This is a genomic window from Veillonella orientalis (assembly GCF_018406505.1).
GTDB lineage: Bacteria > Bacillota > Negativicutes > Veillonellales > Veillonellaceae > Veillonella > Veillonella nakazawae.
The window spans coordinates 673,697-696,178 of the sequence record NZ_AP022322.1; the positions used below are offsets into that span (position 1 = coordinate 673,697).

Annotated in this window: 22 protein-coding genes and 1 riboswitch; all 22 genes read left to right on the forward strand. The window is 37.2% G+C overall.

Going from position 1 to position 22,482, the window contains the following annotated elements; all coding sequences use genetic code 11:
* Nucleotides 1-88: 88 nt before the first annotated feature.
* A riboswitch (SAM riboswitch) is annotated at nucleotides 89-189 on the forward strand.
* Between the two features lie 49 nt (nucleotides 190-238).
* Nucleotides 239-1,429 (forward strand): methionine adenosyltransferase, encoded by a 1,191-nt coding sequence (metK, locus tag VEIS1202513_RS03045; protein ID WP_060924651.1) that lies wholly within the window; start codon nucleotides 239-241, stop codon nucleotides 1,427-1,429.
* 62 nt (nucleotides 1,430-1,491) lie between these two features.
* On the forward strand, nucleotides 1,492-3,675 hold the full coding sequence (priA, locus tag VEIS1202513_RS03050) for a replication restart helicase PriA (RefSeq protein WP_213467801.1): 2,184 nt from the start codon (nucleotides 1,492-1,494) through the stop codon (nucleotides 3,673-3,675).
* A 13-nt stretch (nucleotides 3,676-3,688) separates the two neighbouring features.
* Nucleotides 3,689-4,177, forward strand: coding sequence for a peptide deformylase (gene def, locus VEIS1202513_RS03055; protein ID WP_213467802.1), 489 nt, complete (start codon nucleotides 3,689-3,691; stop codon nucleotides 4,175-4,177).
* On the forward strand, nucleotides 4,170-5,180 hold the full coding sequence (gene fmt / locus VEIS1202513_RS03060; protein ID WP_213467803.1) for a methionyl-tRNA formyltransferase: 1,011 nt from the start codon (nucleotides 4,170-4,172) through the stop codon (nucleotides 5,178-5,180). The genes def and fmt overlap by 8 nt, the downstream gene beginning before the upstream one ends.
* Nucleotides 5,164-5,946 carry a DUF116 domain-containing protein gene (locus VEIS1202513_RS03065; RefSeq protein WP_213467804.1) on the forward strand — a complete coding sequence of 261 codons (783 nt, stop codon included), beginning with the start codon at nucleotides 5,164-5,166 and terminating at the stop codon, nucleotides 5,944-5,946. Before fmt ends, VEIS1202513_RS03065 begins: the two co-directional genes overlap by 17 nt.
* Entirely contained in the window at nucleotides 5,939-7,294 is a 1,356-nt protein-coding gene (rsmB, locus tag VEIS1202513_RS03070) for a 16S rRNA (cytosine(967)-C(5))-methyltransferase RsmB (RefSeq protein WP_213467805.1), read from the forward strand. The genes VEIS1202513_RS03065 and rsmB overlap by 8 nt, the downstream gene beginning before the upstream one ends.
* An 18-nt stretch (nucleotides 7,295-7,312) precedes the next feature.
* Nucleotides 7,313-8,359 (forward strand): dual-specificity RNA methyltransferase RlmN, encoded by a 1,047-nt coding sequence (gene rlmN, locus VEIS1202513_RS03075; RefSeq protein WP_213467806.1) that lies wholly within the window; start codon nucleotides 7,313-7,315, stop codon nucleotides 8,357-8,359.
* Complete coding sequence (locus VEIS1202513_RS03080; protein ID WP_213467807.1) at nucleotides 8,352-9,053, forward strand: Stp1/IreP family PP2C-type Ser/Thr phosphatase; 702 nt, start codon at nucleotides 8,352-8,354, stop codon at nucleotides 9,051-9,053. The genes rlmN and VEIS1202513_RS03080 overlap by 8 nt, the downstream gene beginning before the upstream one ends.
* A 27-nt stretch (nucleotides 9,054-9,080) precedes the next feature.
* Complete coding sequence (gene pknB, locus VEIS1202513_RS03085) at nucleotides 9,081-11,006, forward strand: Stk1 family PASTA domain-containing Ser/Thr kinase (protein ID WP_213467975.1); 1,926 nt, start codon at nucleotides 9,081-9,083, stop codon at nucleotides 11,004-11,006.
* Between the two features lie 7 nt (nucleotides 11,007-11,013).
* Entirely contained in the window at nucleotides 11,014-11,877 is an 864-nt protein-coding gene (gene rsgA / locus VEIS1202513_RS03090) for a ribosome small subunit-dependent GTPase A (RefSeq protein ID WP_213467808.1), read from the forward strand.
* A 1-nt stretch (nucleotide 11,878) separates the two neighbouring features.
* A complete protein-coding gene (gene rpe, locus VEIS1202513_RS03095) occupies nucleotides 11,879-12,529 on the forward strand; it encodes a ribulose-phosphate 3-epimerase (RefSeq protein ID WP_105094332.1) in 651 nt (216 codons plus the stop codon).
* A 249-nt stretch (nucleotides 12,530-12,778) separates the two neighbouring features.
* Nucleotides 12,779-13,492: a 30S ribosomal protein S2 gene (rpsB, locus tag VEIS1202513_RS03100; RefSeq protein WP_060924643.1), complete on the forward strand. Its 714-nt coding sequence runs from the start codon at nucleotides 12,779-12,781 to the stop codon at nucleotides 13,490-13,492.
* A 115-nt stretch (nucleotides 13,493-13,607) separates the two neighbouring features.
* Complete coding sequence (tsf, locus tag VEIS1202513_RS03105; protein WP_156719085.1) at nucleotides 13,608-14,288, forward strand: translation elongation factor Ts; 681 nt, start codon at nucleotides 13,608-13,610, stop codon at nucleotides 14,286-14,288.
* A gap of 62 nt (nucleotides 14,289-14,350) precedes the next feature.
* The gene (gene pyrH, locus VEIS1202513_RS03110; RefSeq protein ID WP_024066541.1) at nucleotides 14,351-15,076 is read left to right on the forward strand and encodes a UMP kinase; all 726 of its coding nucleotides are present in this window, start codon (nucleotides 14,351-14,353) and stop codon (nucleotides 15,074-15,076) included.
* Nucleotides 15,077-15,081: 5 nt separating this feature from the next.
* Nucleotides 15,082-15,642, forward strand: coding sequence for a ribosome recycling factor (gene frr, locus VEIS1202513_RS03115; RefSeq protein ID WP_024066542.1), 561 nt, complete (start codon nucleotides 15,082-15,084; stop codon nucleotides 15,640-15,642).
* Nucleotides 15,643-15,668: 26 nt separating this feature from the next.
* Nucleotides 15,669-15,893: a hypothetical protein gene (locus VEIS1202513_RS03120; protein ID WP_242013239.1), complete on the forward strand. Its 225-nt coding sequence runs from the start codon at nucleotides 15,669-15,671 to the stop codon at nucleotides 15,891-15,893.
* Nucleotides 15,874-16,638 carry an undecaprenyl pyrophosphate synthase gene (uppS, locus tag VEIS1202513_RS03125; protein ID WP_213467809.1) on the forward strand — a complete coding sequence of 255 codons (765 nt, stop codon included), beginning with the start codon at nucleotides 15,874-15,876 and terminating at the stop codon, nucleotides 16,636-16,638. The genes VEIS1202513_RS03120 and uppS overlap by 20 nt, the downstream gene beginning before the upstream one ends.
* A gap of 3 nt (nucleotides 16,639-16,641) precedes the next feature.
* Nucleotides 16,642-17,466: a phosphatidate cytidylyltransferase gene (locus VEIS1202513_RS03130; RefSeq protein WP_213467810.1), complete on the forward strand. Its 825-nt coding sequence runs from the start codon at nucleotides 16,642-16,644 to the stop codon at nucleotides 17,464-17,466.
* A gap of 18 nt (nucleotides 17,467-17,484) precedes the next feature.
* Entirely contained in the window at nucleotides 17,485-18,630 is a 1,146-nt protein-coding gene (locus VEIS1202513_RS03135) for a 1-deoxy-D-xylulose-5-phosphate reductoisomerase (RefSeq protein WP_213467811.1), read from the forward strand.
* An 8-nt stretch (nucleotides 18,631-18,638) separates the two neighbouring features.
* Entirely contained in the window at nucleotides 18,639-19,655 is a 1,017-nt protein-coding gene (gene rseP, locus VEIS1202513_RS03140; protein ID WP_156719089.1) for an RIP metalloprotease RseP, read from the forward strand.
* Nucleotides 19,656-19,673: 18 nt separating this feature from the next.
* Nucleotides 19,674-20,759: a flavodoxin-dependent (E)-4-hydroxy-3-methylbut-2-enyl-diphosphate synthase gene (gene ispG / locus VEIS1202513_RS03145; RefSeq protein WP_119206407.1), complete on the forward strand. Its 1,086-nt coding sequence runs from the start codon at nucleotides 19,674-19,676 to the stop codon at nucleotides 20,757-20,759.
* Entirely contained in the window at nucleotides 20,753-22,471 is a 1,719-nt protein-coding gene (locus VEIS1202513_RS03150; protein ID WP_213467812.1) for a proline--tRNA ligase, read from the forward strand. Before ispG ends, VEIS1202513_RS03150 begins: the two co-directional genes overlap by 7 nt.
* Nucleotides 22,472-22,482 lie beyond the last annotated feature (11 nt).

Below are 22,482 nucleotides of genomic sequence, written 5' to 3' on the forward strand. Positions count from 1 at the left end.
AGAATCTTATGTTTGTAGTTTGTAATTGATAGAAAGATATGTAATAATGACTTGCTTTATCAATGTAAATACACTATAATATTTCTGTAACTCATCAAGAGTAGTGGAGGGATAGGCCCTATGAAGCTACAGCAACCATTCCAAGAGGAAAAGGTGCTAATTCCTATGACAAATGTCGTTAGATGGGAGGGTCTCTCATGAGTACATGAGAGGCTTTTTTTCGTATTAGGAGGATAAAATGGCTGAAAAACATATGTTTTTTACTTCTGAATCTGTTACTGAAGGCCATCCAGATAAAATAGCTGACCAAATTTCTGACGCTGTTTTGGATGCGATTATTGAAAAGGATCCAACTGCTCGTGTAGCTTGTGAAACTTTAGTTACTACTGGTCTTGTTCATGTAGTAGGTGAAATTTCTACTAATACATATGTAGATATTCCTCGCATCGTACGTGATACAGTTCGTGAAATTGGTTATACACGTGCAAAATTTGGCTTTGACTGCGACACTTGCGGTGTACTTGTTTCTATTGATGAACAATCTGCTGATATTGCGATGGGCGTAGATGAAGCTCTTGAATCTAAAGATGGTAATGGTGAAGCACTAGATAAAATCGGTGCTGGTGACCAAGGTATGATGTTTGGTTATGCATCTAATGAAACACCTGAACTTATGCCTATGCCTATTTCTTTGGCTCATCGTTTATCCCGTCGTCTTACAGAAGTTCGTAAAGATGGCACTTTAACATATCTTCGTCCAGATGGTAAAACTCAAGTTACTGTTGAATATGTTGATGGTAAACCAAAACGTATTGATACAATTGTTATCTCTACACAACATAGCCCTGAAGTTACGCAAGAACAAATTAAAGCAGACTTGAAACGCTTTGTTATCGATGCAGCATTGCCTGCTGAATTTGTTGATGAAAATACAAAATATTTCATTAACCCAACTGGCCGTTTCGTAATCGGTGGTCCTCATGGTGATGCTGGCTTGACTGGCCGCAAAATTATCGTAGATACTTACGGCGGTATGGCTCGTCATGGTGGCGGTGCTTTCTCTGGTAAGGATCCATCTAAGGTTGACCGCTCTGCAGCATATGCAGCTCGTTATGTAGCTAAAAATGTTGTAGCAGCAGGCCTTGCTGATAAGTGTGAAGTACAAGTTGCTTACGCTATTGGTGTTGCACATCCTGTATCCGTTTTAGTTGATACTTTTGGTACAGGTCGCATTGAGGAAACTAAAATTCAAGAACTTATTAAGAAACATTTCGACCTTCGTCCAGCAGGTATTATTGAAATGCTTGATTTGTTAAAACCTCATTATCGCAAAACTGCAGCATATGGTCACTTTGGTAGAACTGATGTAGATTTACCTTGGGAGCGTACTGACAAAGCAGCAATTTTAAAAGCTGAAGCTGGCTTATAATACAAAAGGTCTTAGTAGAATTTCTACTGAGACCTTTTATAGTAAATGAAAGGATATAATGTATGCGTGTCGCAAAAATTATCATCAATAGACCTGCTAAACAACTTCATAAACCGTTAAGCTACTTAATGCCTGAAAAGTTTGGCAATATCTTACCTGGTACACGTGTACTTATTCCTTTAGGCAATAGTCGTGAAGAGGGAATTCTGATTGGTTATGAAGAATTATTAGAACCTCCTGAATTTAAATTGCGAAATATTGTTCAAGTATTAGACAATGAACCTTGGTTTACACCTGAAATGATGGATACGGCCCGTCGTTTAAATGAATATTATTTATTCTCTTATGGCGATGCATTGCGTTTATTTACGGTTAATAAAACTCTAAAATCCTATGAAGCACCAAAAGAAGAATGGCTTGTGGCTACACCGGCTTTCACGGTAGAACAATTTAGTGAACGAAAAAAGAAACAACGGGAATTGGCCAAATATTTACTTGAAGTGGGTGGCGCATCAAAAGCTTTATTATTGGCTAAAGGTTTTTCTCGAATGGTCATTAAACAAGTGAGTGAAGCTAAGGGGATTACTATTGAATCTAGATTTAAAGCTACAAAAACCTCTTTTGATGAACTATTTACAGAAGAAATAAATATACCATTAACTGATGCACAACAAGCGGTATATGAGCCTATTCAAGAGGCGATGAATTCACATCAACATAAAACCTTTTTGTTACATGGCGTAACGGGTAGCGGAAAAACTCAACTATATTTAAAAGCTACAGCAAAATGCATTAGTCAAGATAAGACTGCCATTATTCTAGTTCCAGAAATTATACTGACAGATCAAATTGTACGGCGCTTTGTAGAAACCTTTGGTGATGAAGTTGTAGTATTTCATAGTAAATTAACAGTTCAACAACGCAATAATAACTGGGAGCGTTTGCGTCGTAAGGATAGCCATATTATCATTGGGGCGCGATCTGCGGTATTTGCTCCCGCAGAGGATATTGGACTTATCGTAGTAGATGAAGAGCATGATACTTCTTATAAGCAAGAGGACATGGTTCGTTACCATGCTAGAAATGTTGCATTATGGCGTGGGGAAGCACATGGTTGTCCTGTAATACTAGGTTCTGCAACACCATCTGTAACCTCCTATTACAAAGCTAAGCAAGGGGAGTATCATTTGCTTGAATTACCACATCGTATTTTTGAACAACCAATGCCAAAAGTAACTATTGTGGACATGAAGGAAGAAATTCTTCATGGCAACTATTCTGTTTTTTCTGATGCTATGAGTAGCTTAATTCAAAAAACATTGAATGAACATAACCAAATGATTATTCTATTGAACAGACGTGGTTATAGTACCTTTGTAATGTGTCGCGATTGCGGGGAAACTATTATGTGTCCTCATTGTGATGTAGCTATGGTGTATCACCAAGCAGGTGAAGAATTACGGTGCCATTATTGTGAACATCATGAACCGATTCCTACGGTCTGTCCAAAGTGTAATAGTCAACGCATTAAATTCTTTGGATCAGGTACACAAAAGGTAGAAGAAGAATTGCGACGACACTTTAAGTCTGCTTGTATTGCTCGACTTGATCAAGATGTAACAAAGAATAAACAATTAGCAGAAGATATTTTACATGACTTTGGAGCCCATAAATATGATATTTTATTGGGGACCCAAATGGTATCAAAAGGTCATGACTTTAAAGATGTAACAGCTGTTGGTATTTTAACAGCCGATTCAGTTTTAAATATTCCTGTATATTCCGCATCTGAAAGAACTTTTGATTTACTTACACAGACATCTGGCAGGGCTGGTCGTGGTGATAAACCGGGCAGTGTAGTAATACAAACATATAATCCGTTAAATTATGCTATAATAAAGAGTAAGGCTCATGATTATGTAGGCTTTTACAATGAAGAAATTCAAAATCGTAAAGCATTAGGATATCCTCCGTTTAGAGAGATGATTCACATGGTAGTGCGTCATCAAAATATGGAGACCTTAGAGGCCATAGCTAATCGTATTGTAAGCGATTTAGAGGTCCATAAAGGTGATACCGATATTCTCATTAATGGACCTTATGAAGCAAGTATCAAAAAAGTACGGGATATGTATCGTTTAGCGATTATGATTCGAGGTACTGACTTATCAAATTTAAAAGAATATATATATAATTCATGGATCTTCACACAAGAAGGACTTTTGATTGATGTAGATCCTGTTTAGTATAGGAGTATAAATGGCAGTATTAGATGTTGTAAAAGCAGGTCACCCCGTTTTAAAACAAATTGCGGAACCTGTAGAACATGTTAATAAAAAACTTAGAGCCCTTATCGATGATATGGCGGAAACAATGTATGAGACTGATGGCGTTGGACTCGCTGCACCTCAAGTAGCGGTGTCAAAACGAATTATCGTCGTAGATGATCATGCCGGTAGTGGTCTCATTGCATTGATTAATCCTGAAATTACGCATGCTGATGGATCTCAAGTGGGTCCAGAGGGTTGTTTAAGTGTACCAGGATATTTTGGCGATGTGGAAAGATTCGACAAAATTACCGTTAAAGGTATAGACCCTCATAATAAAAAGGTAACAATTAAAGCTGAAGGATTTTTAGCGCGTATTTTTCAACATGAGATTGATCATTTAGAAGGTCATTTGTTTATTGAAAAAGCAACTAACTTACGATTGATTACTGATCACCCAGAGGAGAAAGAAATTGTCTAATCAAAAACAATTGCGCGTCGTATTTATGGGGACGCCTGATTTTTCTGTTCCTACTTTGGAAGCATTAATAAAGGCTGGTCACTCTATTGTTGGTGTATACTGTCAGCCAGATAAACAAAAAGGTCGCGGTAAACAAGTTCAAATGCCACCTGTAAAAGTGGCAGCTTTAAAACATAATTTACCTGTATTCCAACCGGTAACATTACGTGATGAACAAGTACAAGCAGAACTTGAAAATCTAAATCCCGATGTAGTAGTGGTTATTGCATACGGTAAAATTTTGCCGCCATGGCTTATTCGTTTACCACAATATGGATGTATTAACGTACATGCATCTATCTTACCTATGTATAGAGGTGCTGCACCAATTCATTATGCCATATTAAATGGTGATACTAAGACAGGTGTTACAATTATGCATATGGATGATGGCCTTGATACAGGTGATATCATCGATATCGTAGAGACCGATATTTTACCTGGTGAAACGACAGGTCAATTATTTGAACGTATGGCGGTGCTTGGTGGCGAAACTATTGTTCCCGTATTAACTCGTTGGGTTAATGGAGAAATTGTGGCTACGCCACAAGATGATACAATGGCTACACATACTGCAAAGATTACAAAGGAAATGGGGCACATAGACTGGTCTAAGTCAGCCCATGAAATTGTCAATCTTATTAGAGGTCTTAATCCAGCTCCTGGATGTTATACGTATCTCGATGGAAAACGTTTAAAAGTATGGTCTGGTGAAGTGGTCCCAAGTGATACGACTCACTGTTTGATAGATATCCATGGTAAACATGTACCAATTGCTATATCAGCCACAACTATACCTGGTACAATCGTATCTAAAATAGCCGGTTTAGGTGTATATTGTGGTGATGGAAATATAATTCTATTGACAGAGGTTCAGCCAGAAAATAAAAAACGTATTTCTGCTATTGATTTTATTAATGGACATCAGATAAAGGAAGGTATCGTTTTTGGAGACTCAATATAAGCAGTACGAAACGTATCCGTTATACCTGATATTGTCATCAATTACATGTGCCATAATTACTGTAATTATGGGATTTCTAATGTATATATTAGAGCCTGGACTTTCACAATTACATCCTGTTGCACCCATAATAAGTACAGTGATTTTTTCGGTATGCATTTGTGTTATATGGTTATTGTGCGCATCCTTGATTATTGCTAGTTTCGGTATACTACGGTTACATCCTATTGTTTTAAGGCTTGCTAACCAGTTTATATATGGACTGTTTCCGGTGTCCCTATTGATTGGTAAAGTGAGAGGGGTTACTAAGGATCAATTGCGTCAGTCTATGATTGACTTGATTAATCATCTAGTGATGCTTGATATGTATACAGTTGATCCAGAACGTATATTGTTATTGACACCTCATTGTTTACAGGAAAGTTCATGTGTTCATAAGGTTACACATGATGTATACAATTGTAAACAATGTGGTAGATGCCAAGTTGGAAGTTTATTGCAAATTTCTAAAGAGTATGGCTGTCAATTTATAGTGGTAACAGGTGGTACATTAGCGCGAATGAAGGTAAAAGAAGCACGACCAAAGGCTATTGTAGCTATTGCTTGTGAACGTGATTTAGCAAGTGGTATGGCTGATGTATTTCCGATACCTGTCATTGGCGTTTTAAATGAAAGACCTAATGGACCTTGTTGCAATACTACAGTAGATCCTGAACGTGTTCGAGCAGCAGTTGAACAATTAATTGGTAGGAAAAACGATGACTGAAGTTAAAACGAATCAACAACTAAATATTCGATTGCTCGCAGTGAAAGCTTTGAGTGATATTAATCGTAATGGTGCTTATGCCAATATCAAGTTACAAGAGTATTTACAAAAATATCATTTATCCGATTTAGATCGAAGATTTTTCACGGAGTTGGTCTATGGTGTCATCCGTAGAAAAAATTATTTAGATGCCATTATTGTTCATTTTGCCAAAAGACCATTAAAGAAATTATCATCCATGGTTGTAGAAATTCTTAGACTTGGCATTTATCAAATTATCTATATGGATAAAGTCCCTGAAAGCGCAGCGGTCAATGAATCTGTAAAATTGGCAAAAAAGTTAACTAGAGGATTATCTGGCTTTGTAAATGCCGTATTACGTTCAGTATTACGTGAAAGTGATAGTATTTCTATTGGTGAACTTGCCAAGTCTGAGGCTGAAGAAATTTCTTTCATTTATAATCAACCTTTATGGTTAGTTAATTTATGGATAAATGAAATGGGGAAGGATAAGACTATAGATCTTTGTGCTTGGTTTAATGAACAACCTCGTTTGACAGCACGTATAAATACTGTAAAAGTATCTATTGAGGATTGTTTAAAAGAACTACGAGATTTAGGTTGGACTGTTGAACAGGACAATGATATTCCAGAAGTAGTTTATATTGATGCACATCAAGGGCACTTGGAAAAAGCAAAACCTGTTATGGAAGGTCATATTACCTTTATGGATAAAGCCTCTATGCTCGTTGCTCATGTAGTTGATCCTAAGCCAGGCGAGCGCATATTAGATTGTTGTGCTGCACCAGGTGGTAAGTCTATGCATATGGCAAGTCTCATGAATAATACGGGTGCTATTATGAGTTGTGATATATACGATCATAAATTAGAGCTTATGAATCAAAATGCTGAACGACTTGGAGTATCCATAGTTTCAACTAAGCTACAAGACGGTCGTTATTTACCCGATAATTGGAAAGAACAATTCGATCGCGTCTTAGTAGATGCACCGTGTTCTGGACTTGGCATATTACAAAAAAAGTTGGATATGCGTTGGCGTAAAACACAATCTTTACTTACTGACTTACCTCCATTACAGCTCGAAATATTAGAAAAAGCTGCTGAAATGGTTAAAGTTAATGGATATTTAGTATACTCTACTTGTACTATCAATAGTGGGGAAAATGAGGATGTACTAGAAAAATTCCTAGCAACTCATAAGAACTTTATCATTGATCCTGTATCATTTGAAGGGTTGCCACAAGCTGTAGAGGGTATGATTACAACATATCCGCCACGAGATCAGATGGATGGATTCTTTATGGCTCGTGTAAAACGCATATCATAATAATAGAAATGGAGTACCATGATAGAATTATTGGGTAAGTCTTTAGAAGAGTTACAATCTATCTTTAAGACCCATAATATACAAAAGTTTCGAGCGAAACAGTTAATAGACTATATTTATCACAGATATATATTTGATTTTGAAGAGATGACGCAGTTTCCTAAAGAGTTGCGTCAATGGTTAAGTGATAACTGTGTTATTTCTTTACCAACATTAATTACGGAGTCTGTATCTCCAGATGGGAAGACTCGTAAAATTCTTGTTGAAATGACTGATCAAAGCCGGGTAGAAGCCGTTTTAATGGAGCAATATTATGGATACTCTGTATGTGTTTCTTCTCAAGTTGGCTGTGCCATGGGCTGTGTGTTCTGCGCCTCTACACAGGGTGGTTTATATCGCGATTTAACAGTGTCTGAAATCATTGGACAAGTTGTTATTTTCGGAGCTCTTACAAAAGAGCAAATCCACTCTGTTGTAGTTATGGGGGCAGGGGAACCATTACAAAACTATGATAATGTTTTGCAGTCACTACAACTATTACATGATCCTATGATTTGTAATATTAGTTATCGAAAGATGACTATTTCTACTTGTGGGTGGGTTCCAAACATCTATAAATTAGCTGATGAAGGATTACCTATAACTTTGGCACTCTCATTACATGCTACAAATAATGAAGTGCGTCGTAGTATTATGCCAGTTGGGGCTCGTTATGAATTGACGGAAGTCTTAGATGCGGTAAAATATTATTATGATACGACTCAACGTCGTATCACCTTTGAGTATATTCTTATAGATTCAGTAAATGCATCTATGGAGGAGGCTCATGCATTGGGGAAAATCTGTAAAGATTTCCCAAATTGCCATGTTAACTTAATACCTGTTAATGGCAATGAACATATAGAATTATATAAACCATCTATTACGAATATGAATACATTTAAAGACATCGTTGCTTCCTATGGCGTATCTGTAACGGTACGCAAAGAGATGGGCGATGCTATCCAAGCCGCATGTGGGCAATTAAAAGCAGCTCATGGTCGGAAAAAGGAGAATCATGAATAATTTTGTTGGTTTAAGTAAAATTGGACTTGTACGTCAACGCAATGAAGACCGTTTCTTTATTGATGGTAACGTTTGCGCTGTTACTGATGGCATGGGTGGATATAGTGGCGGTGAAATCGCTAGTACCTATGCTGTTGATGAAATTAAAGAGTATTTGGCCTCCCTTGAAACTGTGGGGCAACAAGATTTATGTGATGCTATTATTCATGCCAATGAACGTATAGCTAATCGCGTAGCTCATGAAGAACGTCTTGCTGGTATGGGCACTACTGCTGTTGTTACGGCCGTTAATGGTGACCAATTATACTGGGCAAGTGTTGGTGATAGTCGTTTGTATGTATATAGAGATGGTCTTTTACGACAAATTACTACAGATCATTCTATGGTACAAGAATTATTAACTGCTGGAGAGATTACAAAGGATGAAATGCTAAATCACCCTCAAAGAAACTTATTGACCCGTGCAGTTGGGGTTGATGATACTTTAGAGGTTGATAGTGGTGTAGAATCTATTCTTCCAGGTGATCGTATTTTACTTTGCACTGATGGACTATGTGGTTATGTATCAGATGATGTTATTGCTAGTGCATTACAATCTAATAGTGATGATATGAAGGTTGTAGAATCATTGATGGAAGCCGTATATGATGTCGGAGCAGGAGATAATGTGACCATTGTGGTGGGAACAATCTAATCTAGAAATGGAGAAATAATGAGTACTATGAATATAAAAGGTATACTTCTAGATAACCGCTACCGAATTGTTGATAAAATTGGCGTTGGCGGAATGGCTGACGTATACCTTGGAGAAGATACCTTATTAGGTAGACAAGTAGCAATTAAAGTATTGCATGCTAACTTTGCTAATGATGATGAGTTTGTTACGCGTTTTAAACGAGAAGCACAAGCGGCGGGCAAACTAAATCATCCTAATATTGTAAATATGTATGATGTAGGGTTTGATCAAGATTTACACTATATCATTATGGAATATGTAGATGGTGAAACATTAAAAGAATATATAACGCGACATGGAAGACTATCCATAGACGAGGCTGTAAAATTCACTATTGCTATCGCAGAGGGCTTAGAACACGCACATACGATGGGAATAGTGCATTGTGATATTAAACCTCATAATGTCATTATTACTCGTACGGGGCGTGTAAAAGTAACTGACTTTGGTATTGCTCGAGCTATGAATGCTACTAATACAGTTATGTACACGAATTCAATTTTAGGCTCTGCTCACTATTTATCACCTGAACAAGCCAGTGGGAAACCAGTAGATGGTAATACTGATATCTACTCTTTAGGCGTAGTTTTATATGAAATGCTAACAGGTAGAGTTCCTTTTGAAGGGGAGACTCCAATTGCAGTAGCATTAAAACATGTACGTGAAAAAGTAGCTCCTCCAACTCGATATAATCCTTCAATCCCACCGCTTTTAGAAGCTGTCGTAATGAAGGCATTATCTAAAAACCCTGCAGATCGCTTTGATTCTATTTCTGACATGATAAGTGATTTACGATTGTCTCAAGGCTTTACAATGGGTAAAACTCAACGTCATGAACCATATGATTTTGCAACTCAAATGATTCCAGCTGTTGATCCTGAAGCACTTGAGGATTTCAGTGATATTCAAGAAGAGCAAAACGATGAGGGTAAAAAGAAGAGTATGTTAAGTAAAATTGCATCTATCCCACAAAAATATATCGTCCTAGGGGCTGCCGTAATTTTTTTAGTAGCCTTCTTAGGTGCCTTCTTGAGTTATGGTAATTTCTGGAGTAACACAACTGTAGATGTACCTAATGTTGTGGGTAAACAAGTTTCTGTAGCTAAAAATATTTTAGAAGATAAACATTTGCGTGTTTCTACAAGCGAGGTTACTAATCCTGATGTACCAGCTGGTCAAGTTATTTCTCAAACACCAGGTGCAGGAGAGAAGGTTAAAGAACAACGTACAATTCACCTTGTTGTATCTAAAGGTGTTGGTGATATTACAGTACCGGATTTGTCTGGCTTAACAGTAGACCAAGCTCGACAACGACTTAAAGATGTTGGTTTAGTTGTTGGTAAAGTAACACAACAGTCTGTAGATAATAAACCTGATGGTGTTATCATAGCTCAAAGTCCATCTGGTGATTCTAAAGTTTCTAAAGGCACAACAATTGATCTCGTTGTAAATAAAGCTAAAGCTAAAAAGATTCAAATGCCAAATGTCATTGGTATGACTTTAAAAGATGCACGAGATACATTGAGTAATGCTCATCTTGGTGTTAATCAAGTCGCTGGTTCTGTAGAGGAAAAATCTATTGTAACAGAACAAAGCATAAAAGCTGGCGATGAAATTGATGAAGGTACTGCAGTAAATCTAACTACTGAATATAAAAATGACAAAAAGAAAGATGATAAAAAATCTGACAGTAGTAGTAATAAAACTACTGGTACGGTAGATATTACAGTTCCGGCAGGCTCTAAAAACCAAGAGCTAAAAATTGTCGTAAAAGATGATGACGGTTCTGCTGTTATCTACGATGATACAAATAAACCTGGTGATCGTATTGTTAAAAAAGTGTCTGGTGTAGGTAATGTTCGTATTGAGGTTTATCTCAATGGTGCATTAGTACAAGAAACGGCATTATAGGGGAATTATGATTACAGGTATTGTTGTCAAAAATATGAATGGTTACTTTTATGTACAAGACGATGCAAGTACTGTTCATGAATGTAAAGTTCGAGGTAGATTAAAGAAAGGTCGCTACAGTTTACTTGTCGGTGATCGTGTTACGATTTCTGAGGATGGATTCGTTGAGTCCATCCTCGATCGTCATAATTCCATGGTTAGACCTGCGGTAGCTAATATTGATCAAGTTGTATTGGTTGTAGCTGCTCATGAACCAGATATTAATGAGCTTTTATTAAATAAAATGCTTGTCATGATTGAACATGCAGATATCCCGATTGTATTATGTATTAACAAATGTGATTTGATGGATCCAGATACAGAAGCCATGGTAAAGCTTTATAAATCTATCGGCTATGAAGTATTGATGACATCTACATATAATATGACAGGTATTGATGAGTTACGTCGTGTGTTAGCGCATAAGGTAACTGCCTTTGCAGGCCCTTCTGGTGTTGGTAAAAGTAGTCTATTAAATGCTGTTGATCCTAAGTTTGCATTCCAAACGGGTGAGGTTAGTGACAAAATAAAGCGCGGTAAACATACCACCCGTCATGCTTCTTTATATAGTTTGGATTCAGATTCTTTCATTATGGATACACCTGGATTTAGTGCGATTGAGTTTAACGATGTTTCATTAGAACGGTTACCTACATTATTCCCTGAATTTAGTAATTATGTTGATACATGTAAATTTAATCCTTGCTATCATGAACATGAACCTATTTGCGGCATAAAAGATGCTTTAGATGCAGGCCATATTCATCAAGGACGATATGATGCATATATGTCTATACGTAATGACATAGAAAGTCAACGAAAGAGGTTTTAAAATGATTAAAATTGCACCATCTATGCTCTCTGCAAATTTTGCAACATTAAGCGAAGAAATAAAATCTATTGAATTAGCTGGAGCTGATTTATTGCATATTGATATTATGGATGGTCATTTTGTACCAAACCTAACATTTGGTGCACCTATCGTGAAAGCCATCCGTCCTTATACACAATTACCATTTGATGTTCACTTAATGGTTACAAATCCTGGTGACTATGTAGAAGAATTTGCAAAGATTGGTGTAGAGTATTTTACATTTCATCAAGAAACTGTGCCACATATGCATCGTTTAATCCAACATATTAAACAATGTGGCATGAAAGCAGGGGTTGCACTTAATCCAAGTACACCAGTGTCCTTGTTAGAGGATGTGGCTGCTGATCTAGACATGATTTTAATTATGTCTGTAAATCCTGGCTTTGGTGGACAATCTTTTATTCCAAATGCTATTAAAAAAGTTAAGCAAGCTAAAATGCTACTAGAAGAAGTAGATAATACAACTGCAGTTATTGAAGTAGATGGTGGCATTAATGATATTACATGTGTCCCAATTAAAAGAGCAGGTGCTACTGTTTTAGTAGCAGGATCTGCTGTATTTGGCGCTGATGATCGAGCACATATGATTGAATCTATTCGCAATAATTAATATTTATATTAGTATCTGCGATATAGAATACAAGCTTTAATATAGTCTATTGATGATTCATTTATTAAATTAAAATAAGGAGTGATGGATTCTTAAAGAAATCCTCACTCCTTGCTTGCTTTTACAATAATTATTTGTTAAAATTATCAGGTATGAAAAATATGCACGTCGGTGGACTTCGGTACTGTGCCTAATTTTGGGTGACCCGAAGGATGAAGCGGCGGAGGTTAATTAACAGGAGGTGCCACAATGGCAGTAGTATCAATGAAACAATTATTAGAGGCTGGTGTACACTTTGGTCATCAGACTAGAAGATGGAACCCTAAAATGGCGAAATTCATCTTCACTGAACGCAATGGTATTTATATCATTGACTTGTCTAAAACAGTTAAAAAAGTAGAAGAAGCTTACTCTTTCTTACGCGAAGTTGCTTCCCAAGGCGAAGTAATCTTGTTCGTAGGTACTAAAAAACAAGCTCAAGAAGCTATTAAAGAAGAAGCTATCCGCGCTAACATGTTCTTCGTTAACGAACGTTGGTTGGGCGGTATGTTGACTAACTTCAAAACAATTGAAACTCGTATTAAACGTTTAAAACAATTGGAAGCTATGGCAGAAGATGGTACTTTCGAAGTATTGCCTAAAAAAGAAGTTATCGGTCTTCGTCATGAAATGGAAAAATTGGAAAAATACCTTGGCGGTATCAAAGATATGCCTAAAATGCCAGGTGCTCTTTTCGTAGTTGACCCTAAAAAAGAAAAAATCGCTATTGCAGAAGCTAAAAAATTGGGTATTCCAGTTGTTGCAACAGTTGACACTAACTGTGACCCAGATGAAGTAGAATTCCCAATCCCAGCAAATGATGACGCTATCCGCGCTGTAAAATTATTGGCTGGTAAAATGGCTGACGCTGTTCTTGAAGGTCGTCAAGGCGAATCCTTGGACGGTGCTGAAGCTGCGGAATAATTCTGCAAAGCTACTAAATCATTTCTGATTAGCATTTGAAAGATAAATCTATAACATATATAATTAGGGTAAGGACTATATCCTTACCTTAATTAATACTAGGAGGAACAAAATAATGGCAATTACTGCTGCTTTGGTAAAAGAATTGCGCGACATGACTGGCGCAGGTATGATGGACGCTAAAAAAGCATTGGTTGAAACTGACGGTAATATCGAAAAAGCGGTTGACCTTCTTCGTGAAAAAGGTTTAGCTGCTGCTGCTAAAAAAGCAGGTCGTATCGCAGCTGAAGGTGTAGTACAATCTTACATCCATGCTGGTGGTCGTATTGGCGTATTGGTAGAAGTTAACTGCGAAACTGACTTCGTTGCTAAAACTGATGATTTCCAAAGCTTGGCACGCGATATCGCAATGCAAATCGCAGCTGTAAACCCTACATACTTGAACCGTGAAGAAGTTCCTGCTGAAGTAATCGAACACGAAAAACAAGTATTGTTGGAACAAGCTAAAGTAGAAGCTGAAGAAGACGTAAAAGCTGGCCGTAAACCAAAACCTGAAGCTGTTTTGGAAAAAATGGTTGCTGGTCGTATTGAAAAATTCTATAAAGAGAACTGCCTATTAGAACAAGTATTCATTAAAGATGGCGACAAAACAGTTACAGACATCATTAATGAAAATATTGCAAAAATCGGTGAAAACATCAACGTACGTCGTTTTGTTCGCTACGGTTTGGGCGAAGGCATTGAAAAACGCCAAGATGACTTCGTAGCTGAAGTAATGGCATCTGTTGGTAAATAATTAAGAAATAATAAGAGAACACCGTACAGTGTTCTCTTATTTTGCAATAGAGGAGTAAACACATGGCAAAGAGAAACTTTAGACGTATTGTTTTGAAGTTGAGTGGTGAAGCATTAGCGGGTGAACAAGGTTTTGGTATTAACCCTGATGTTGTTGAAGAATTTGCAAAAGAAATTGCTGCTTTAGCAAAATCCACTGATTTAGAAATCGCAATTGTTGTTGGTGGCGGTAACTTATGGAGAGGATTAGCTGGTAGTAACCAAGGTATGGATCGTGCTACAGCTGACTATATGGGTATGCTAGCAACAGTAATGAACTCCTTAGCATTGCAAGATGCATTAGAACAAGCAGGCGTAGATACTCGCGTTCAAACTGCTATCGAAATGCAAGAAATTGCAGAACCTTATATTCGTCGTCGTGCCATCCGTCATTTAGAGAAAAAACGTATCGTAATCTTCGGTGCTGGTCTTGGTAAACCATATTTCTCTACAGATACGACTGCTGCATTACGGGCTGCTGAAATTGAAGCAGATGCAATTCTGATGGCGAAGAAATTTGCTGACGGTGTATATGATTCTGATCCTAAAACGAATCCTAATGCCGTTAAATTTGATGAATTAACATATAATGATATCATTACAAAAGAATTAAAGGTTATGGATGCAACATCCACAACTTTATGTAAAGATAACAATATTCCTATTATCGTATTTAGCATGGACATTCCGGGTAACATTACAAAAGCCGCTAAAGGTGAAGAGATTGGTACCATTGTTCGAGGAGAATAATTCAAATGGAAATTAAAGAATTGTTACAACAAGCAGAAGAACGCATGAATAAGTCTATTGAGGCTTTAAAACATGAATTCGCATCTATTCGTACAGGCCGTGCTAGTGTAGCATTGCTTGATAAAGTAATGGTTGATTATTATGGTAGCCCTACTCCAATTAACCAAGTTGCGAATATCTCTGTACCTGAGCCTCGCATGATTGTAATTGCACCTTGGGATAAAACTATGATTGGTGCCATTGAAAAGGCAATTTTACAATCTGATCTTGGTTTAAACCCAGGTAATGATGGTGCTCAAATTCGTTTAACTATTCCTCAATTAACTGAGGAGCGCCGTAAAGAAATCGTTAAGGTTGTTCATAAAAAAGCTGAAGATGCTAAAGTTGCAGTACGTAACATTCGTCGTGATGTAAATGATGCATTGAAAAAAGAAGAAAAAGCTAAAACAATTACTGAAGATGATGCTAAAGACGGTTTAGATCAAATCCAAAAACTTACAGATGCTAAAATTAAGCAGATTGATGAGTTAAAAGCAGTAAAAGAAAAGGACGTATTAGAAGTATAATGTTAGATTCTAATAGCCTTATTGGAATGCCATGGCAGCTTGCAAAGTCTCGTTTGCAGGCTGCCCATATTCCTTTTAAGGTAATGATTGGGGGATCCTTTAATCGCTTTTTTGATATTGCCGATAAAGGACTTTATGTAGCACGTATTACCAAGGTTGATGAGTGTTTACATATACTAGTGTATAGACCAATGATTGCCAGCGACTTCGGAAATTCTATCGAGGTAGACTATGCTAAAGAAATTATTTAACCGTAAACCATCTGATACGCCTGATATTGATAGTAATGCAATACCAAAACACGTTGCTATTATTATGGATGGCAATGGTCGTTGGGCTAAACGAAGAGGGATGCCACGATCTATGGGGCATCGTGCAGGAGCCGACGTATTAAAGCAGATTGTTATTGCTGCAGATGAGATTGGAATTAGAGCTCTTACGGTATATGGTTTCTCCACAGAGAACTGGAAGCGTCCTGAACAGGAAGTTTCTTTACTTATGGCTCTCATAAAAGAATACTTAAACAATAATGTTAAGTATATGCATGAACATAATGTACGCATTCGCTTTATTGGATATATTAGTGCTCTTTCTGATGAGCTTCAAAAGATTATTTGCGATGCAGAATTATTAACTCAGAATAATACAGGCCTTACCTTACAGTTAGCTATAAACTATGGTGGGCGTGATGAAATAGTAAGAACTATCCGCAACATTACAAACTCTGTTGCAGATGGAACTATAACTACAGACGATATTACAGAAGACTATGTTAGCTCCCAACTTTTCACGAAGGAGTTTAGTGATGTAGACTTATTAATTCGTCCAAGTAGTGATTTTAGAATTAGTAACTTTTTATTGTGGCAGCTAGCTTATGCTGAATTCTGGTTTACTGATTTACATTGGCCGGATTTCACTAAAGAAACATTATTGGAAGCTGTTGCAGCATATCAAAAACGAGAACGCCGATTTGGTGGCTTACGCGATGAGGAATAAAAAATGTTAAAAACACGTGTTATAACCGCTGTTATAGGTTTTATTATTGCCTTAGGGGCCATTACATTAGGCGGATCTGTGTATGATGTTCTTATTACATTATTAGCTCTATTGGGATGGCGTGAGTTTGTTTTACTAGGTAAAGCTAAACATGTGCGAATGTCCATTTTATGGGGGTATATTAGTATTTTATTATTGATGATTGCCTTTGCATGTCATCAGTATATTTTAGCAACTGCTATATTAGTATTGAGTTTATCAGCCAATTATATGTTATGTACATTTGGTGAAAATAAATACTCTTTAGCTAGTGTTTCTTTTAGTGTATTTGGTCTATTATATGTTGGTATTGGCATGATTTCTTTGCTCATGATTCGTCATGACTCTATTTACATGTCTTTATCAATGCCTTTTGAACTACATAACTGGGGAACAATTACACTTTGGTTATTATTGTTTACTACGTGGGCTAGTGATACTTTTGCATACTTTGCAGGTCGTGCCTTTGGTAAACGGAAGATTGTACCATCCATTAGTCCTAATAAAACATTAGAAGGTTTTATTGGTGGTTTTATAGGCTGTATCATTACAGGCGCAGTATTTTCGTATATCGTGGGTATTCCATGGTGGATGGGGATTCATGTTGGTATGATCAGTGGTATATTAGCACCATTAGGTGATTTATTTGAATCAAAGATTAAACGATTATGTAATGTGAAAGATTCTGGTACTTTATTACCAGGTCATGGCGGTGTATTGGATCGGTTTGATAGCTTATTATTTACGGCACCTATTACATTGATTTATATATTACTATTCTCGTTCTAATCTAATAGAGGTAAGCTTATGAAATACCTAAGTATTATTGGCAGTACTGGCTCAATCGGTACACAGACACTAGATGTGGTGTCTCAACATCCAGATCAATTCAAGGTGGTTGCCTTAGTGGCACATCATAATATTGACCTCTTAGAAAAACAAATTAAAGAATATCAGCCATTAGTAGCCGGTCTAGTTGATGAAAATACTTTTAAAGAGCTACAAGGCCGCTATATAGGTCCTACAAAACTGGTAGGTGGCAAGGAAGCGCTCATTGCGGCAGCAACAATACAAGAAGCTACTATGGTTGTAACTGCTATTGTAGGTGCTGCTGGTATTGAACCTACTGTGGAGGCTATAAAGAAACGTAAGACTATAGGTCTAGCTAATAAGGAAACATTAGTTGCTGGTGGACCATTGATTACATCTTTGGCTAAGGAGTATGGCGTACAAATTCTACCTATTGATAGTGAACATAGCGCAATATTCCAGTGTTTAGAAGGGCAAAATCGCGAGAATGTTGATTCCTTAATTGTTACCGCTTCTGGTGGTCCTTTACGCACTTGGGATTCTGATAAAATTCAAACTGCCACAGCTGCTGATTGCCTACGTCATCCAACTTGGAATATGGGCAACAAGATTACGATTGACTCTGCATCTCTATTTAATAAAGGGTTAGAAGTAATCGAAGCTCATTGGCTATTTGGTTTTGATTTTGATCATATTGACGTAGTGGTACATCCACAAAGCATTGTTCATTCGATGATACGAATGAAAGATGGGGCTATCTTAGCACAAATGGGGAATCCCGATATGAGAGAGCCTATTCAGTATGCTTTGACATATCCTAAACGTGAAACTTTACATATGAATCACCTTGATTTTTCCAAGGTTTTACAATTAGAATTCTTGCCACCTCGATATGATGATTTCCCGGCTCTTCGTCTTGCTTATGAAGTGGGCCGATCGAGCGGTTTTAAACCAGCTGTGTTTAATGCTGCAAATGAAACTGCAGTTTATGCATTTTTAGATGATAAAATCGCCTTTGGTGATATTTATAAAGTCGTCACTTCAGTCCTTGAATCTATGGGACCTGAAGATGACTTTACATTAGACAATTTATTAGCCATTGATAGATGGGCTCGAGAAAAGGCTACATCATTGATGGTATAGGAGTAAATATGACAACGGCATTAGCCACAATATTTGTATTTGGTTTAATCGTGTTTATTCATGAATTAGGCCATTTCATTACAGCAAAAATGTCAGGTATGCAAGTAGATGAATTTGCTATTGGTTTTGGACCTGCTATATTCAAAATACAAAGAGGGGAAACTTTATACTCGATTCGTATCATTCCTCTTGGTGGATTTAATCGTATTGCAGGTATGACACCTGACGAGCCTCTTGATGAGCGCTCATTTTATACTAAACCTGCATGGAAGAAATTTATTGTTATTTCTGCAGGGGCTGTATTTAACTTTTTATTGGCCATAGTTTTATTCTTTGGTCTCAATGCAACAGTAGGTAATCTCACGTATACAAATGATCCTGTTATTGGTAATATCATCCCAGGTAGCGCTGCTGAACAGGCACATTTACAATCTAACGATAGAATTCTTACTATCGATGGTAAAAAGATCTCTACATGGGATGAAATCCGTCCTAGCCTACAAGGTACTGCCAATCATGGTGTTACTGTTGTAGTAGATAGAGAAGGAGAAACTGTAGAAACTACAGTGATTCCAAAAATGGAACAGGATAGTCCTAAAATTGGTATTTATCCTAGTTATACTCGAGAAACTTATAGTATTGGAGAATCTTTTAGTTTAGCCGTTACTCGCACAGGTCAAACAATTGTTGCTATGTTAAGTGGCTTATATGATATGATTCGAGGCACACAGGCAGCAGAGCTATCTGGACCCGTAGGGATTTCACAAATGGCTGGTACTATTGCACAATCTGGCTTTGCGCCACTATTAAGTTTTGCTGCATTTTTAAGTATTAACTTAGGGGTTATTAATCTTTTGCCATTACCTGTATTAGATGGTGGTCATTTAATTATTATTTTGGCTGAAGCTATCACAGGTCGTAAGTTACCTGCTAAGGCACTTATGTATATTCAAATGGTTGGTGTTGCTTTGATGGTAGCATTATTCTTATATGTAACAACTCAGGATATATTCCGATTACTATAAGATAGATGGGAGATTACAATGATTGTACGTAAACCAACAAATGGTATCTATGTAGGTACAGTTAAAATAGGTGATTATGCACCGGTAAGCATTCAATCTATGATTACCACTGATCCGGTTCACACGGAAAAGGCTATTGCTGAAATAAATCGCTTAGCTGAGGCTGGTTGTGAATTAGTACGTGTTGCAGTACCTACAATGGCATCTGCAAAAGCTTTAAAAGCAGTTCGTGCTGGTATCGATATTCCTTTAATTGCTGATATTCATTTCGACTATAAATTAGCTTTAGAAGCTATTGAGAATAATGTAGATGGATTGCGTATTAACCCAGGAAATATTGGGGGCGAAGATAAGGTATTAGCTGTTATTGAAAAAGCTAAACCTAAACAAATTCCAATTCGTATAGGTGTCAATGCTGGTTCTTTACCTAAGCATATCCTCGATGCTCATGGCGGTCATCCTACAGCAGATGGTATGGTAGAGACTGCATTAGAACATGTGCGAATTCTCGAAAAGCTCGACTATCGCCAAATGAAATTATCCATTAAAGCAACGGAAGTTCCTTTAATGGTAGAAGCCTATCGTAAGTTATCCGATAAGATTCCTTATCCTTTACATTTAGGTGTTACTGAGGCTGGGACGATAAAACAAGGTACCATTAAGTCTGCTATGGGCATTGGTGCTTTATTATTAGACGGTATTGGTGATACATTACGGGTATCTTTAACGGGTGACCCAATACATGAAATAGAAGTAGGCCGAAGTATTTTAAGTAACTTGGGATTACGCAACTTTGGTGCTACAATGATTTCCTGCCCTACATGTGGCCGATGCCAAGTTAATCTGTTTGACATGGCGGGAATTGTAGAGGAGCGCTTAGCATCTATTAAAGCTCCGATTAAAGTTGCTGTTATGGGTTGTGTCGTAAATGGGCCTGGTGAGGCTCGTGAGGCTGATTTCGGCATTGCTGGTGGTAATGGACAAGGTATTGTCTTCCGTAAAGGGGAAGTTATCAAGACTGTGCCAGAAGCTGAATTAGTAGATACATTATTTAGAGAAATTGATCAATATTTAGAAAACTTAGATGAGGAGTCTTTATGTTAGCCACTAAATTATATGCACCTACATTGCGTGAGGTTCCATCTGACGCTGATGTAGTTAGCCAACAGCTTATGCTTCGCGCAGGTTTTATGCGCAAAACTGCAAATGGTTTATATAGCTTTTTGCCATTAGGGTGGAGAAGTATCAAAAAAATTGAAGCCATTGTACGAGAAGAAATGGATCGTGCTAGTGCTCAAGAAATCATGATGCCTATCTTACAACCTGCAGAAATTTGGAAAGAGTCTGGCCGTTGGAACGCATATGGCGCAGAAATGATGCGTATCAATGATCGTCATGATAATGAATTCTGCTTGGGGCCAACTCATGAAGAGATGATTACAACTCTTGTAAAAAATGAGATTAACTCCTATCGTCAATTACCAGTAAATTTATATCAAATCCAAAGTAAATTCCGTGATGAACGTCGTCCACGTTATGGTTTGATGCGTAGTCGCGAATTTATTATGAAAGATGCATATTCTTTTGATGTAGATGAAGCTGGTTTAGACGAATCTTATAAATCTATGTATGATGCATATACACGTATTTTTACGCGTTGTGGTCTTACATTCCGTCCTGTAGAAGCTGATAGTGGTGCCATCGGTGGTAGTGGAACACATGAATTTATGGCAATTGCTGAAGCTGGTGAAGCTGATATTGTATATTGCACAAAATGTGACTATGCTGCAAATATTGAAATTGGTAAACCTGGTATTATGAAACAGGAAGAAGAAGCACTACAAGAGTTATCCGTTGTGGACACTCCAAATGCAAGTACTATTGAAGCTGTGGCGGAAATGTTGAACTTACCACTACATAAAACTATCAAAGCTGTAGTATTCTCCATTGATGGTAAAGTGGTATTAGCAATTGTTCGTGGTGATCATGAAGTTAATGAAGTGGCAGTACAACATGCAGTTTTGGGTTCTGTAGAACCTGAAATGGCTACACCTGAAGAATTAGAAAAAGTGGGCTTAACAGCTGGCTTCATCAGTCCAGTAGGATTAAAACAAACAGAGGAGTTTGCTATTGTTGTAGATGAATCTGTTATGGAATCTTACAATGTTTGTGGTGGTGCCAATAAAAAAGATGCGCACTATGTTAATATCAACCCTAAACGTGACTTTAATGTAGAAGATATTATTATTGCACCAATTCGTTTAATTACAGATGACGATGTTTGCCCAACTTGTGGTGGTGCATTAGAACATGCCAAAGGTATTGAAGTTGGTCAAGTGTTTAAATTAGGCACAAAATATTCTGAAGCATTACAAGCTACATTCTTAGACCAAAATGGTCGTCCTAATCCAATGATTATGGGCTGTTATGGCATTGGTGTATCTCGTACATTAGCTGCAGCTATTGAACAATACCACGATGAAAATGGTATTATTTGGCCTCGCTCTATTGCACCATTTGAAGCTGTTATCGTACCTATTAATGCTAAAGACGAAGCTTTGATGTCCACAAGTCAAACCATTTATAGTGCATTACAAAATGCAGGTGTAGATGTGTTACTTGATGACCGTAAAGATCGAGCTGGTGTAAAATTTAAGGATGCTGATTTAATTGGTTATCCACTTCGTATTACAGTAAGTAAAAATACACTTGAAAATAATGAAGTAGAAATTCAAATTCGTAAGTCTGGAGAGGCCATTACATGTGCCATTGATTCTGTAGCAACTAAGGTTACTGAATTACTTCAAGATTTATAATAAATTGCGAT